The sequence below is a fragment of the Ruegeria sp. AB6 genome, assembly GCF_056542685.1.
The window spans coordinates 402,093-417,125 of the sequence record NZ_JBQGAD010000002.1 but is presented as its reverse complement, the minus strand read 5'-3'; the positions used below and the strand labels follow the sequence as shown (position 1 = coordinate 417,125).

12 protein-coding genes are annotated in these 15,033 nt (G+C 55.2%); 11 read left to right on the top strand and 1 reads right to left on the bottom strand.

The genetic code is table 11. The annotated features are described in order from the left end of the window. Positions 1-365 precede the first annotated feature (365 nt). From ACR0DB_RS06195 to ACR0DB_RS06150, 10 genes are all read left to right on the top strand, one after another. Positions 366-1,571 carry an aromatic ring-hydroxylating oxygenase subunit alpha gene (locus tag ACR0DB_RS06195; protein ID WP_170352661.1) on the top strand — a complete coding sequence of 402 codons (1,206 nt, stop codon included), beginning with the start codon at positions 366-368 and terminating at the stop codon, positions 1,569-1,571. Next, entirely contained in the window at positions 1,568-1,831 is a 264-nt protein-coding gene (locus tag ACR0DB_RS06190; RefSeq protein WP_348540225.1) for a hypothetical protein, read from the top strand. The genes ACR0DB_RS06195 and ACR0DB_RS06190 overlap by 4 nt, the downstream gene beginning before the upstream one ends. A gap of 127 nt (positions 1,832-1,958) precedes the next feature. Beyond that, complete coding sequence (locus ACR0DB_RS06185; protein WP_170352660.1) at positions 1,959-3,224, top strand: flavin monoamine oxidase family protein; 1,266 nt, start codon at positions 1,959-1,961, stop codon at positions 3,222-3,224. A 703-nt stretch (positions 3,225-3,927) separates the two neighbouring features. Then, the gene (locus tag ACR0DB_RS06180) at positions 3,928-4,629 is read left to right on the top strand and encodes a helix-turn-helix domain-containing protein (RefSeq protein ID WP_170709681.1); all 702 of its coding nucleotides are present in this window, start codon (positions 3,928-3,930) and stop codon (positions 4,627-4,629) included. A gap of 114 nt (positions 4,630-4,743) precedes the next feature. After that, the gene (locus ACR0DB_RS06175; protein ID WP_170352658.1) at positions 4,744-5,805 is read left to right on the top strand and encodes an ABC transporter ATP-binding protein; all 1,062 of its coding nucleotides are present in this window, start codon (positions 4,744-4,746) and stop codon (positions 5,803-5,805) included. Further along, the gene (locus ACR0DB_RS06170; protein ID WP_170352657.1) at positions 5,805-6,761 is read left to right on the top strand and encodes an ABC transporter permease; all 957 of its coding nucleotides are present in this window, start codon (positions 5,805-5,807) and stop codon (positions 6,759-6,761) included. Before ACR0DB_RS06175 ends, ACR0DB_RS06170 begins: the two co-directional genes overlap by 1 nt. Next, positions 6,754-7,584, top strand: a complete 831-nt coding sequence (locus ACR0DB_RS06165) for an ABC transporter permease (RefSeq protein ID WP_170464495.1) — start codon at positions 6,754-6,756, stop codon at positions 7,582-7,584. Before ACR0DB_RS06170 ends, ACR0DB_RS06165 begins: the two co-directional genes overlap by 8 nt. Positions 7,585-7,634: 50 nt before the next feature. Then, entirely contained in the window at positions 7,635-8,666 is a 1,032-nt protein-coding gene (locus ACR0DB_RS06160) for an extracellular solute-binding protein (RefSeq protein ID WP_170352655.1), read from the top strand. A 108-nt stretch (positions 8,667-8,774) separates the two neighbouring features. Next, positions 8,775-9,995, top strand: coding sequence for a serine hydrolase domain-containing protein (locus tag ACR0DB_RS06155; protein WP_170352654.1), 1,221 nt, complete (start codon positions 8,775-8,777; stop codon positions 9,993-9,995). A gap of 31 nt (positions 9,996-10,026) precedes the next feature. Next, complete coding sequence (locus ACR0DB_RS06150; protein WP_170352653.1) at positions 10,027-11,706, top strand: amidohydrolase; 1,680 nt, start codon at positions 10,027-10,029, stop codon at positions 11,704-11,706. A 435-nt stretch (positions 11,707-12,141) separates the two neighbouring features. On the opposite strand, the gene ACR0DB_RS06145 is transcribed toward ACR0DB_RS06150, so the two are convergent. Next, positions 12,142-14,184, bottom strand: coding sequence for an amidohydrolase (locus ACR0DB_RS06145; protein WP_480549541.1), 2,043 nt, complete (start codon positions 14,182-14,184; stop codon positions 12,142-12,144). A 336-nt stretch (positions 14,185-14,520) separates the two neighbouring features. Here ACR0DB_RS06145 and ACR0DB_RS06140 point away from each other — a divergent pair, with 336 nt between their 5' ends. Next, complete coding sequence (locus tag ACR0DB_RS06140; protein ID WP_170352652.1) at positions 14,521-14,787, top strand: hypothetical protein; 267 nt, start codon at positions 14,521-14,523, stop codon at positions 14,785-14,787. Positions 14,788-15,033 lie beyond the last annotated feature (246 nt).

The window sequence follows — 15,033 nt, the reverse complement described above, 5'->3', positions numbered from 1 at the left end:
AGCACCCCATTCCCCCAAGTCGCTATGTTTTTATCTGACTGGTCATTCAAAACGGTAGTCCGCTGAAATCTGCACTGTCAAGCTTGGTTGAATGAATTTTGATCATATCTCTACGTATCACTGGTTTTGCACCTGATTTGAGCAGGTAAATCGAAAACCATCGACCAAGGAAACCTCACAGGCGTGACTAGCAGCACATTTCTGAATGATCATTCAGTCAGAAAAAGTTGACGAGCAAGTCAATTTAAGCGACACCTACACTCAGTCGAAGAGTGGCGGATCCAGCAAGGCCAAATTTTCACTCCTGGATACTGTCCCCATCTGAGACCCAAACTGACCAAACCAAAACTATGCGGGTTGTTCCGATGCGCGACGAAGTAAGAAACACAGAAATTCCTACCAATTGGGACCGTCGCGGGTTGCCCGGTTGGTGCTATCACAGCAATGCCCTTCTTGAACTTGAGAAGAGCGAACTTTTCAAAACGCATTGGCAAATCGCGTGCCATGTTTCGGATGTTCCGGAACCCGGTAATTTTTTATGTTTTGACATGTGCGGTGAGCGCGCCCTGATCTTGAAGGACAGCAACTCGGACATCCGCGCGTTTCTAAACGTTTGTCGTCACCGCGGTTCTCGGCTGGTCTCGAAAGAGCAAGGAAAATGTGCAAACGCTCTAGTCTGCCCATTTCACGGCTGGGTTTACAATCTTGATGGAACGCTACGCGGCGCCGCCCGTCCAGAGTCGTTCCCCGATCTAGACAAGCACGAGTTTGGCCTGAAAGAGATTGAAATGGAAATCTGGCAGGGTTTTGTCTTCGTCCGATTCAAACCTGGACCCCAGCCATCAGTAGCCGAACTGCTAGCCCCGATTGAACAGGAAGTCTCTGCCTACAAAATGGCCGAACATGTCCCGACGGACGGAATCTGGACCGAGGAGACTCCTGTAAACTGGAAATCGATCAGAGATGTCGACAACGAAGGGTATCATGTCCCGCTCGCGCACCCTGCCCTTCAGGATCTGTATGGCTCGACCTATTCAGACGAACCATATGTCGATGGTATCTCACGTTCTGACGGAAAATTCACTCCGACAAAGGGCCGGAGGTGGGCCGTTCGCAACTACAAGAAATTCACTAAACCACAGCCTCACCTGCCAGAACACTTGCACAAAACTTGGCTTTACTACGGCATTTTTCCAAATGCGGTCATAGCCGTCACACCTGAGACGACCCTCTTTTATCAAGAGTTTCCGATCACGACGGATAAATCCATTCTACGGAGCGCGACATACCGAAACCCGAACGAAGACCGCCAACAAAGAGCGGCACGCTACCTTGCCGCCCGGATTGATCGAGAGACAGTGGAAGAAGATATTCAGCTCACGATATGGTCCAACGAAGCCATGGCTTCGGAGGCGTTTGAAGGCTTCTATCTTTCTGATCTCGAGTACGGCGTGCGCTCTCATCATGACCATCTCAGGAACATTCTGCCAATCTACAACTCTGAATCAGCGCCTGGAGAAGATGAAGTTGCCGCGTTGAATGATGCGATGTCCGCTGAGCCGAAATCGTGACTAAAGGTATATTCAAAGTGGAGGAAGCAGAAGCTCAAACGCAGTTCCTGGTAACAGCCATCGGAAAACCTGGCTCTGGCGCCACAAGATATGCTGCCGCGATGTATTTTTTTAAGAGCGGCGAGCTTTCTGCCGAGATGCTGGAAATCTACCGAAGATGCAGCAAGCTTGACACGGAAGATCCGCTCGATCTGGCTAGATACGAGGGCGTTTCAATTCCAGAATTCGTTTGCAATCTAAACTCAAGAACCAATCAATGACTGCTTCCGCGCAAACGACAAAATCCTTGGATAACTCAAATCCTTGTAAATTCTCAAAATGTAAGGAAAGCGCAAACCCACTCCGAAAACCATCTCTCATGCCAATCTCATTTCTGGAGCGAAAGCATTGAAAGTTCACGACTTTGACGTCGTTGTCGTTGGCGCCGGAGCAGCAGGAATTGCAGCTACTCACGCTCTCAAATCTGCGGGACTCTCAGTAGTCTGCATCGAGGCATCCAACCGCGTCGGGGGGCGCACACACACGGACACGGAAATCTTTGGCGTCCCGTTCGACATGGGTGCGCACTGGATGCATACCGAACATGCAAACGCTCTGAAAGCTCCAGGTCTCGCACTCGGCCTTGATCTCTATGCAGCCCCAGACAACGCGGTGACATATGGCTTGGAGGATGACGCTGTTCTGTGGGACGAAGTCGACGAGCTTCATAGCGCGATCACTGAAGCGGCGCGCATCGATGCAGAAATTGAAGCAAGTACCGGAATTCCAACAGACCGGTCCTTGGCAGACATTTGGCAGAACAAAGGGCATTGGTCGTTCACGGCAGCGATGACATTTGCCTTGTCGATTGCCAGAGATTTGCCGGATACATCTCTGCGAGACATCAGTGCCTGGGAGGGCGGAGACGATTGGTTTTGTCGCGAAGGCTTCGGACACCTAATTGCATGCACTGCAAAGGGGCTGCCAATTAAATTGGCCACTCCGGTCACAGAAATAAAATCTCTCACTGAAGGGGTGCAGATAACTACGGCCACTGGCAAGATCAAAGCTCGAACCGTAATTGTTACAGTTTCCGTCGGCGTCCTAGCCGAAGACATCATCCACTTTGATCCCCCGCTAGAATCCGACCGACGCTCAGCGCTCGAGCTCATCACTATGGGAGACTACAATCACGCTGGCCTCCTTTTCCGCTCCGGAGCTTTGCCAGTGCAACCCGATACTTGGTTGACGTACCACTTAGAACCCGACGCCAACGGGGTAGCCCGCGGAGGCGGTTTTCTTTGCAACATCGCAAACACCGGCCTTACCAGCTTTGAAAGTTCTGGAAGCTTTTCCAGACTTTTGCAGGACGCGGGGCCTGAAAGCGCCATAGAGCACGCGCTCGAAACATTGGTTGGCTTTTTCGGCACAACAGTCAGAAAAGCCTTCATCAAAGGCCACGCTACCGCTTGGCGAAATGAACCCTATGTGCGTGGTTCTTACGCTGGAGCCAAGCCGGGAGGCCACAACAAACGCGCTGTCTTACGCCAGTCTCATGCTGAGCGGGTGCACTTCGCCGGTGAAGCTACACATCCTAACCAACAATGCTCGGTCAGCGGAGCCCACCTAGAAGGATTAAGGGCCGCGGAAGATGTGTTGGCGCAGCTACGCTGAACACCTGGCGATCAACTTGCTCCAGCAAGTGGAACAGTCTTAGAATTTCGAATGAACCTTTGACTATAAGTCACAAGGCCAAGTTCATCTTTCGCATGCTCCGCGACCAGTTCAGGGTAAGCTATCCGGTCACAGAAAGATGATAAGAAATTGAAAGTTTTGAAGAACAAAAGCTGACCATGTTTCAGCGGGGTGGCTCGATGGGGACCAGATACTCTCTGTCTTGAGCAGTTTTCCTGGATGTCCGCTAAAGAACGGAACCAGACTTTGTGTCGTAAAACGACTATGTCTGCTGTGCGGACAAAGCTGCCATCCATCGCCATTGATGCAATGTCCGCTTCCAGTCGAAACACTCAGCTATTCCTTGGATCAGAGTTCCTTTGCACAGACACGAAGTTACCCAGAATTGGCAAATCATCAGGTTCAAGTGCTGAAGCGATACAAGTGACAACTCAAAGTTACCTGGCCTCTTTGATCTTAGAAGACTTGTGCTGGAGCAGATTGCGGAATTGATCCAGCGAGCCGATGCGGAAAAGCTTTTCGAGGCAGATTTCAGTGTGAAAAGGTTGCCAAGTTAATTCCGACTGTCCACATTGGCTTGGAAACGCCCTATCGCTAGGTGGGATACTTGGGTAAGTCCGCACAACCAACGTACTCGGAAGACGTAGCTGGGGCTATTCGGGCCGTAGGGACGTCCAACTTTATGCCAGAGTTGTTGAACCTCATGCGCGGAGCAGCTTCGTTCAAGGGCGCGTTTGTCAGCCTTCTGAACCCAGGAAAAGCGCCCGAACATGTCTATGACAATGTACGTGCAGAACGCCGCTCGGTCGTTGTGGACCGATGGCTTGATCGCGCTTGGTTGCTGGACCCATTTGTTGTTCGTTTCATCGGTGAACGCCACGAACCGGTGATGGTGCTGAGAGATGTGGCGCCAGACAGGTTTGCCAACTCCGACTACTTTCGCATCTACTACAAGACCCTGTTTCTAAGAGATGAGATGGGGGTTTTCGTGACAATTGCCAACGGCACCTTGTTTCTTTCCCTCGGTCCCTCGGAGGGAAGAACCCGGTTCTCCCGGCGGGATGTCGAAAGGCTAACGGATCTACATCCAATAATATCGGCGCTTTGCGAGCAGCACTTTCATCGCACCCCCTCATCAGGCCAGTTCGAAGATAGCGAGGTCGATTTCGATGGGGTGATCGACAAGGTTTGCAAGGGTTTGACACAGCGGGAGATCGAGGTGGTGCAATCCCTTTTGCGCGGGCACTCGACGCGGTCGATAGCACTTTTGCTGGACGTTTCCCCTTCGACGATCAAAGTGCATCGCAAGAACATCTACCGAAAGCTGGGGATTTCTTCTCAATCTGCCCTGTTTTCGATGTTCCTGCATTCGACCAACGACTAGGCCTACCCCTTTGGGGGTACAAGTCACCCCGCCCTTTGGAGGTATTCACAGGTTCGGTCTCATGGCTCTAAGCTGATTCTGCATACCAACAAGTGCAGGTGTCTGGATCAGACCATGATCGACGTAAAGAATGTGACAAAACGCTTTGGCGAAGGCCAAGCGGCCGTAACGGCTCTGGGAGACGTGTCGCTGACCATTCCCGAAGGAAGCTTTTTCACGCTTTTGGGCCCGTCGGGTTGTGGCAAGACGACGCTTTTGCGATTGATCGCCGGGTTCGAGCTTCCGACCGAAGGCGAGATTACACTGGATGGCGAGTCGATCGGCCATTTGGCTCCAAACAATCGCCCCGTGAATACAGTGTTCCAGAACTATGCGCTGTTTCCCCACATGAGCGTGGCCCGCAACGTTGGGTTTGGCCTTGAGATGCTGAAGAGGCCCAAGGCCGAAATCGACAGCACCATCAACGAGATGCTGGATCTGGTCCAGCTCGGAGAGTTTGCAACGCGTCGTGTAGATCAGTTGTCAGGCGGGCAGCAGCAACGCGTGGCTTTGGCGCGCGCGCTGGCGCCGCGTCCCAAGGTTCTTCTTCTTGATGAGCCACTTTCTGCGCTGGACCTGAAACTTCGAAAAGGGATGCAGAGCGAGTTGAAGCGGCTGCAGCATGAGACAGGCATTACCTTTGTCTTTGTCACCCATGACCAAGGTGAAGCGCTGGCAATGTCGGACCAGATCGCAGTGATGTCGGCAGGTGCGATACGCCAAGTTGGCACACCGGAAGAGATCTACACAGCTCCACAAAGCAGGTTCGTCGCGGACTTTATTGGCGACACCAATATCGTGCATGCGACGTTGCTTGGCTTTGACGGGGATGCGGCAAAAATCCAATTTGGCGAGGGTTCACCACTCACGGTTCATACAGCCAGCACCTCGCTCACACCCGGCCCCGTGCATGTGGCTCTACGCCCTGAAACCATCCGCGTGGTTGATGAGAGTGCAGAGACGGCGCTCTTGCGAGGTGAGGTCGTAGACAGCATCTATTTCGGGGCCGGGTCACAGATGCTCGTGCTGTTGGAAGATGGCGTCAGCGTTCATGTCCAGGTTTCCACCCCACGCCCCGTCGGATCGCGGGTTGGCCTCGAATGTGACACCTCCATGCTGCACGTACTGGAAGACTGATGAGTGCCGCTGCACATATCTCGCGCACCGACGCCGAAACGAGATTGCGCGCGGCCCAAGAAGAACGCGCGCGTCAAAGGCGCAGAACGCGGCTCTTCCTGCTGACCCCAGCACTCGGGATCATTGGCATCTTTGGTCTGTTCCCGCTCTCGATTGCCCTGGTTTACTCGTTTCTTGAGCCCGGAACATACGGCGGCGTTGAATGGGTGTTCTCCTACGACGCCTACGTGCAGTTCCTTTTCGAGAGGGACATCTTTGATGATACGCTGAGCTTCAACAGCGCCTATCTGCAAATCTTCGGGCGCTCCTTTGGTCTCGCCATCACCACCATGATTGGCACCCTGATCCTCGGGTTTCCCGTGGCCTACTTCATTGCGGCCCGCCCTCCGGAGCAACGCAATTTCTGGCTCTTCGCCATCACGCTGCCGTTCTGGACCAACCTCTTGATCCGTACCTACTCGATGCTTTTGATCGTACGGGACGAGGGCTTTGTGAACCTGATGCTGATGAAGATCGGCCTGATCAGCGAACCGCTTGAGATGTTGTACACCGACGGCGCGGTACTTGCCGGGCTGGTCTACAGCTACCTGCCATTCATGATCCTCCCGATCTATGCCTCGCTCGAGAAGTTCGATTTTTCGCTGCTTGAGGCCGGACATGACCTCTATGCGACGCGTACGCAGGTTTTCCGCCACATCATCATCCCGATTACCCGCCCGGGCATCGTCGCAGGCTGCGTGCTGGTGCTGATCCCGGCGCTCGGGGCCTACATCACGCCGGAACTGTTGGGCGGTGGCAAGAAACTGATGATCGGCAACCTGATCGCCTTGCAATTCGGGTCGGGGCGCAATTGGCCCTTTGGGGCCGCGGCAGCGCTGATCCTGATGGCAGTTGTGTTGATCGCGCTCCTTGTCAGCCTGCGGGCAGGTGCTTCGAAGGAGGGTGGAAATGGATAAACTGCTGTCGATCTTCCGCCCGTCGACCGGGTCTCGCGAGTTGCGCAGGCAACCCCTGTTTACTGGCATGTCCTGGCTGGTTCTGTTGTTCCTCTACGCACCAATTGCCGTACTGGTCGTGTTCTCTTTCAACGACAACCGCTCTGTTGTGCGGTGGACCGAGTTCAGCTTGCGCTGGTACGCGGCAGCCTTGGAAAACGACGACATCCGGCGTTCGGCGATGATCTCTATTCAGGTTGCGCTCACGGCGACCGTGTTTTCCACCATCATTGCCACAATGGCAGCATTGGCAACAACGCGCGGGGGCGTCTATCGCGGTCGCTCTGCGGCCATCGCGCTCATAAACCAACCCCTGATGATCCCCGAGATTGTCACGGCGATTGCCACGCTGGCCTTCTTTTCGATCCTGCGCCAGCTCACGGGGGTAACCGGGATCGGCTGGCTGATCCTCGCCCACACGGTTTTCTGCGTGCCCTTTGCTTACATGCCGATCCGCGCACGTTTGTCAGATATGTCCGTGACCTATGAAGCCGCCGCTGCGGATTTGTACGCAACACCCTGGCAAACATTCCGCCATGTGACGCTGCCGCTCCTGATGCCCGGAGTCATGGCGGGCGCCATGCTGGCCTTTGTCGTATCGCTGGATGACGTGATCATCACGCTTCTGGTGGCCGGCCCGGGCGAGACCACTTTGCCTATCTACATCCTCGGCCAGATCCGTCGTGGCGTGACGCCAGAGGTCAACGCCGTCTCGACAATCCTGATCGGGCTGACCGTGGCCATGGTCACGCTCACCTTCTTTCTGCAACGCAAACGAAAATAACAAGAAGCCCGCGTCGGTGCGGGACGCTAACCACTCAACGGAGGACTAAAATGAAACTCTCACTACTCAAAGCCGCCGCTGTCTCAGCCCTCGCGCTTAGCGCAGCCTCGGCCCACGCCGAAGGCAAACTGAACATCTACAACTGGGGCAACTACACCAACCCCGAGATGATCGAGAAATTCGAAGCCCAATATGGCGTCGAAGTCACGCTGGATGGCTATGACAGCAATGAAACCATGTTGGCCAAGGTCAAGGAAGGCAACACCGGCTATGACGTCGTTGTGCCCGGCGACTACATGATTGCGATCATGGTTGGCGAAGGCCTGCTGGCCGAGATCAACGCGTCCGAAATGGAGAACTTCAAGAACATGGATCCGAACTGGGTCGATGTCTACTGGGATCCGGGTCGCAAGTATTCAGTTCCCTACCAGTGGGGCACCACCAGCTTTACAGTCGACAGCGCAGTCTACAGCGGCGACATCAACACGCTTGGTCTGATCTTTGATACTCCCGAAGAACTCAAAGGTCGCATCAACATGCTCAATGACATGAACGATGTGATCAACGCCGGCCTGCGTTACCTCGGATACCCGCGTTGCAACTCGAACCCCGATCAGATGAAAGAGCTGATGGCGCTTCTCGCCAAGGCCAAGGGCGACTGGCGCACGATGGATTATGCGGTGATCGAGAAGCTGACATCGAAAGACGTAGACCTGTCGCAAAGCTGGAATGGCGCTGCCATGCGCGCTCGGGCGGATCGCCCCTCGCTGCAATACGCCTATCCAAAAGAGGGTTTCACTGGCTGGATGGACAATGTTGCCGTTCTTGCCGATGCACCCAACATGGAAAACGCAAAGCTCTTTGTGAACTTCATGATGGACCCGGAGAACGCCGCGATGACCTCGAACTTCGCGCGCTATGCCAACGGTATCAAAGGGTCAGAGGCCTTTATGGACCCCGAGATGCTCAGCGCGCCTGAGATCGTCATGCCCGCCGATGCACCGATTCCGGACTTTGTGAAGCCCTGCGATCAGGATGTCGTTGACCTTTACAACAAGGTTTGGACCCGCCTGAAGCAATAAGGCTTGAAGTCTCCTGAATGACGGCCCGCCGTTGGCCGGGCCGTCACTTTCCGAAGTTTCTTACTCTGACTGCGACCCCTTTTTGGTCGCCCTGCGGGAGCGTGGAAAATGCACGACAGCAAATCCGGCACCAGGCCCAAGACGGCGCGTGAGATCGGCATCATGCAGGGCTTCCCGCCCCCGCCTGAGAAGCGTCCTTCGCTCGAGAACTGGGACCTTGCTCCGTTCAATCGCTGGACTTTCCAGAACATGCGAAGCCTGTTTCCTACGGTAGATGTGCGTCCAGGACCGGAGACCCGAGAATTGAAACAGGCCCACCGCGACCTGTTGGAAATCGAATTTCAAACTTTTGACGACCGCCCCCTTTCCGTCGCGGCCTGGCTCTCTGAAAGCTACACAGATGGTTTCCTGGTGCTGAAGGGTGACCAGATACTTACCGAGATTTACGCCAACGATTTCACTCCAGACGCTACGCATCTGGGCCAATCCGTCTCCAAATCCCTGATTGGATCTCTGGCCGGTGTGCTCCATGGAGAAGGCAAGCTCGACCTCACGGAACCGCTTGAAAACATCGTGCCGGAATTGGCCGCGACAGGCTATGCCGGATGCACCGTGGATCAGGCGCTTGATATGCAATCAGGGGTGCGTTTCACCGAGGATTACGGCCTTCCGGACAGCGACATGACCCGCGTCGATGTGGCGTCAGGCTGGCGCCCCGTTCGCAAGGGTGAAATCAAGCCAACCATTCGGGACGTTATTCTGACATTGCCTCAAGTCAGACCCCATGGGCAGGTGTTTTCTTACCGCTCGATCGAGACGGATGTCGTAGCCTGGGCCTTGGAACGCGTCAGCGGAGAAGACCTTGCTTCGCTCTTGTCGAGCCGTATCTGGCAAAAAATTGGCTGCGTGCATTCCGGCTTTTTCACAGTGGACGACGCCAAGACCGCGCTCGCGGACGGTGGGTTCAACGCAACGCTGCGCGATTATGCGCGGTTCGGTCGGATGATGGCCGATGGTGGCAAAGTTGGTGACCAACAAGTGGTGCCGGAAAGCTGGGTTTCGGGGATTTGTTCGGGTGCGGACCCCTCGAAACATGGTGATCCCTATGACGTGCTGTCTCCCCAAGGGGCATACCGAAGGTTCTGGTGGGTTCACGACCCCGGTCGGGGCGTGTTCATGGCGCGTGGAGTTTTTGGTCAACTGATCTTCATTGATCTGATGGCGGACGTCGTTATCGTCAAGCTGTCCAGCTGGCCCGACTATCTGATCCAGTCCTTTAGCCACGATGCCGTGCTCGCTTGCGAGGCCATCATTCGCGCGCTTGGTTAGTTCGAAACCCATCTCAGACACACGAGGCCGCATGTCGCCGACACCTGATCTGATTATCCTCAACGGCTCTCTTCTGACCTTTGACGAGGCCACACCAAAGGCTTCGGCATTGGCCATTCGGGGCGACACAATTGTGGCTGTCGGAGACACCGACGACATTCGCGCCATGGCTGGGGCCGGAACCAAAATCATCGACGCTGCCGGTGGCACAGTTATGCCCGGCTTTATTGACAGCCACGTGCACCTTTTTGGCGGGGCGGCCGAGTTGGGAATGCTGGACCTGCGCGAAACGATGGGCGCAGATGCTCTGACCAAGGCGTTGCGAACTTTTGCGGCTGAGCACCCAGAAGAACCTTTGCTGATGGGCGTTGCGGCCGATTACGAAATTCTTGGACCAGGCGTTAAAACCACTCGGCAATATTTGGATCGCATTCTGTCTGAGCGTCCCGTTGCGCTGATGTCGGCTGACCACCACACGGTCTGGGCGAACACAATTGCCTTGGAGAAGGCAGGCATTCTTCACGGCTCAGTTGTTCCCCCCGGTTCGGAAATCGTGATGGCTGGGGACGGCACCGCACAAGGTCAGCTGAATGAAACCGGTGCTTTTGGCCCGGTTCTGCGCCTGTCGCAACTGGGAGGACGTGATCTGCTGGGCTACGTCACAGGAGCGGATCCCGAGCCACCCGCAACGCCCAAAGAACGCGCCTTTGACAAAGAGGTCATCCTACGTGGCCTGAATCACTGTGCATCCCACGGGATTACGGGGCTGCACAACATGGATGGCAACTTTTATCAACTTGAACTGCTCAGCGAACTTGAGGCCGAGGGGCGCCTTCCGATCCGTGTTCAGGTGCCCATGCATTTGAAGAACACCGACCCTCTGGATCGGTTGCAAGAGGCCGATGAAATGCGCCGCCGTTTTGCGTCCAATATGGTTTGGTCAGGGCGGGTTAAGATGTTCATGGACGGCGTGCTGGACAGCTACACGGCGCTGATGCTTGCGCCTTATCCGGGAAAACCTAAGAGCCTCGGTGATGCCGTTTTCAGTGCGGAACACTTCAACGAAGCCTGTATTCGCGCTGATGCAATGGGGTTGCAACTCAGCACGCATGCCATTGGCGACGGTGCCGTTCGGCGTACGTTGGACGGTTACGAGGCAGCGCGCAACGCCAACGGCGCCCGAGATTCCCGACACCGCATTGAACATATTGAAGTAATAGACCCCGCGGACCTGCCCCGGCTGGTTGCCCTTGACGTCGTTGCCTCTCTTCAACCCCTGCACTCACCCGCAGGAGGATTGTTTTCCCCCTATTCCGCCGGAAATATTCTGACAGCGGAGCAAATCCCTTTTGCTTTTGCATGGAACAAGATCCGTGAGAGCGGCGCCAAAGTCTGTTTCTCGACGGATTGGCCAGTCGTCCCTGTCGACACAATGATGACGGTTGCCGGGGCCGTTAACTGCACTGAGCTGCCACCTCCTTGGCTGGACAACCGTCAAAGCCTTATGGCTACGCTGTCCGCCTATACGCATGACAATGCCTGGCTAGAGTTTAACGAGGACCGAAAGGGCCGCTTGAAGCCAGGATACCTGGCCGACATCGCCATCCTCGAACAGGATCTGTTTTCAATTGATAAAAACCAGTTGGCCCATGCGCGCATTGCGCTGACAATTTGCGGGGGAAGAATCTCTTTTGGAGATCTCCAAAGCTGATTCCGCCAGAGAGGCCATGAAAAGATTGTGTCAAAGTTTCGATGCTCCTCCTTTTCATCGTCGGTTGTCAGCCTTGGGCACCGCAATGCCGACATTGGCACACGGTGCAGCGTTCCGTATTTTGGGCTCGAGGCAGACGTTCGCTCACCTACGCTCAATGACTGCATTGCGGACTTTCCCGCCGTTCGCCTTGCGCCCCTATACGGCCGCTATCTGCGCATTGCGGTCGTTGGTCGAGCACCGCACTTCGCAAGCGCAGCACGATCTCAGACCCTCGTGAACGGCCCAGAGCCGCCGTTCGCTCACCAACCAAGATGCCGCAATTGCAGCCCGCATTCCCGACATTCGCTGCTTCAGCGAGATGCGAGCGGCATCCTGTGACCGCTCCGCGGACATTCCGGACACTTGATTATCCAATCTCTGCTTGGCTCCAATCTAAACTATGGAGGCCCATTCGGACACGACGGCCCACCCCAACGCATTGGTCCCACAACAGCTAACTGCCGAGATTTGCCCTGCCGCAGATGTCGTGCACGACTGCGATACGGGTGAAGCGCAACACGAGCATCCGGCAAGCATGCCCTTCTGCGCGATGCCTGACACATCAGCAAGCGCGTACAGCGGCTTTGTTGGTGGATTTGTCGTATCCCGTGGTGGAGATAGTGACGCGCGGTCTAGATCGAAGTCGTCTGATACAGGGAAAATGTCGCCCTCAAGCACGGTCCCCCAGATGCCGATGTCTTTGATCTTTTCCGCCTCTACCTCGAATGGGTCTTCTTCAAGGATGGTGAAGTTCGCGAACTTGCCGGGAGCAATGGAGCCAATCTCATCTTCCAATCGAAGAGATTGGGCCGCATCGATGGTCACAGCCCGCAGCGCGTCTTCGACCGACAGGCGGTGTTCCGGACCTGCAACGCGGCCAGATACTGTCGTCCGGTTCACACCAGCCCACACGAGAAACAGCGGCTCACCCGGAGCCATTGGCACGTCTGAGTGGAAAGAAATCGGGGTTCCATTGGCCTTGATTGGGCCAAGCGGCACGATGTCATCTGCACGGTCCGGGCCAAGTCCAAGCTCGCTATATCGATCTGACAGCGCGGTTACGTAGTATGGATTGCCGCTGACGATACAGCCCAGTTCAGCGATGCGTTTTGCTTGATCTTCTCTCGCATAACCGAAGTGGACCAGTGTCGTGCGGTGATCGGCTCGCGGCATCCCGCGCATGTTTCGCTCAACAGCGTCCAGGATCAAGTCCACGGCAAGGTCGCCGGTTTGATGAACATGCAACTGGTAGCCTGCCTCCCAGTAGGCATCGAAAACAGGATTGAACTCATCTGGTTGCATAATCCACTCGCCGTGGAAATCGCCGCCTACGTAGGGCTCCGAGACCTGCATAGCCAAACTGTAAACAGCGCCATCGGCGAAGAGTTTCACCTGCTTCGGCATGAAAGCCGTTTTGCCTTCACCCCAATCAAGTAGCTTTTCCGTCTCCTCGATCATCGTTCCGTTTTGGAGGTGCAAGGCAGCCAGAGATTTCCCGTCGGGTATGAAATAGGTCCTGAGCGGTGCGTCAGGCCCGGAAAAGACGGCGTTGGTTGCTTCTTGAAGTGGACGTGACAGCACGCCTCCCGGTTCCGCAGCAACCGTGACGCCTGCACGGTGCATATACTCGCGCGCCAGCCTGAGACCAGCGCCCAGACGCTCTGGTGTTGAAAGCACCGGTGCAACTGCGGGAAGAACGGCAAACATGCCCGCCTCGAAGAAATACCCGTCTTCAAAGCTCGACTGCTCAAGCGCAAGCCCCGCAAAGCCATTTACGAAGTCTTCGGTGATGCCCAGAAACTCCAATGCGGGCGTGTTCAAGATAAGTTCGTGTGCAGATCGGTGGACTATGATGATTGGGCGTGTGCTGCTGATCTCGTCGAGTTGTGCACGCCTGATCTCGCCATGAAAAAAGTGGTGGTATCCCCATGTCAGTAACAAGGCGTCGGGATCATCCATTGCCGCTTCAGCGGCTTGCAAGCGAGACTTATAATCCGCTTCATCCTCGGCGGCCTTCGAAAAGCCAGTCGGAATATTCCAATCCTCAATCGATATGATCTCGGAGGTCAGGGTCAATCCGGCGAGGAAAGGGTGCACATGCTGGTCGATCAAACCGGCAATGATCACCTTGTCAAAAAACCGTTCGTCCAGCCGAAACGGCTGCGAACCAATCCGATTAACGATTGCATCGCGCGATCCCGCGGCCAGAATACGGTCTCCGACCACGGCGACCGCGTTGATTGCTGGGTCGTTGTCCTCCATGGTGATGACGCGCTGCGCTGTGTAAACAGTGATTTCGGGCAGCGTCTGAAGCTGGCTTCCAAAATCCTGCAATGACGAGGCCGCATGAGTTGAGGTGGCATGAGAAATCGCGATCATTGACGCGCTGCCGAGGATGGTCATTGCGGTGCGGCGGGTAACGTTCAGTTTGGTCATGGCTCTTAATGCTCAGTAAGGCGGAATTTGCCTGAGCCTAGCATCGAGATGATCTTAGGTGGAAAGGAAAACTGCTGCCGATATCGAATTGAGCGCTAAGTTTCCCAAGCAAAATGATGCTATGATTTAGCGACTGACCTCGACCGCTTTGGGCTCCTAGCAGACTTCGGACGCAGCGCGGCGTTCTTAAACATAGGTAGCCAATCTTCCGTCACTCACGGCCCATTCCTATCTTTCGTAGTCAGGTCAAAATGCTGCGTCCGCAAACCGCTTTACGGACATTGGCTTCCTTGATCAGTTTTTCTATCTTCTGCGGCAGGCCAACGAGGTATTCAGATGGAACGCGAACCTAATCTTGTCATTTCTAGCGCTTCGCAGCGCATCGTTGAGGATGGGGTGCCATTCAAGGTGGACATCTACAAACTCGAAGGCGGAGACGGGTGGTCGCTGGAGGTTGTGACTGAAGACGGGACATCCATCGTCTGGGACGATCTCTTTGACGACGACCAGGATGCGCTAGAGGAAGCAGTCACCACAATTCGCCGAGAAGGTGCAGTGGCATTTGTCAATGGCGAGTCAAACGTCATTCCATTCAAGAACTAAGCCAGACACGAGCGGCCCAAAGCCGACATCCAGCCGTCTACAGGGATGCTGTACCGCGGCTCAGCAATGCTGCCGTTCGCCGCATATGCACGATACCATGCCGGATCGACAGTACGTAAGTGATCAAAATGGTAGTGCCTGCAATGGTCAGTAGGGCGCCGTCTACAAGTTGCGGGTGAGATCGAGAAAGACCGGGCCGTTCGGTTTGAAACTTCGATCTCCCGCCGTAAGTATAGGCCGTTTTGC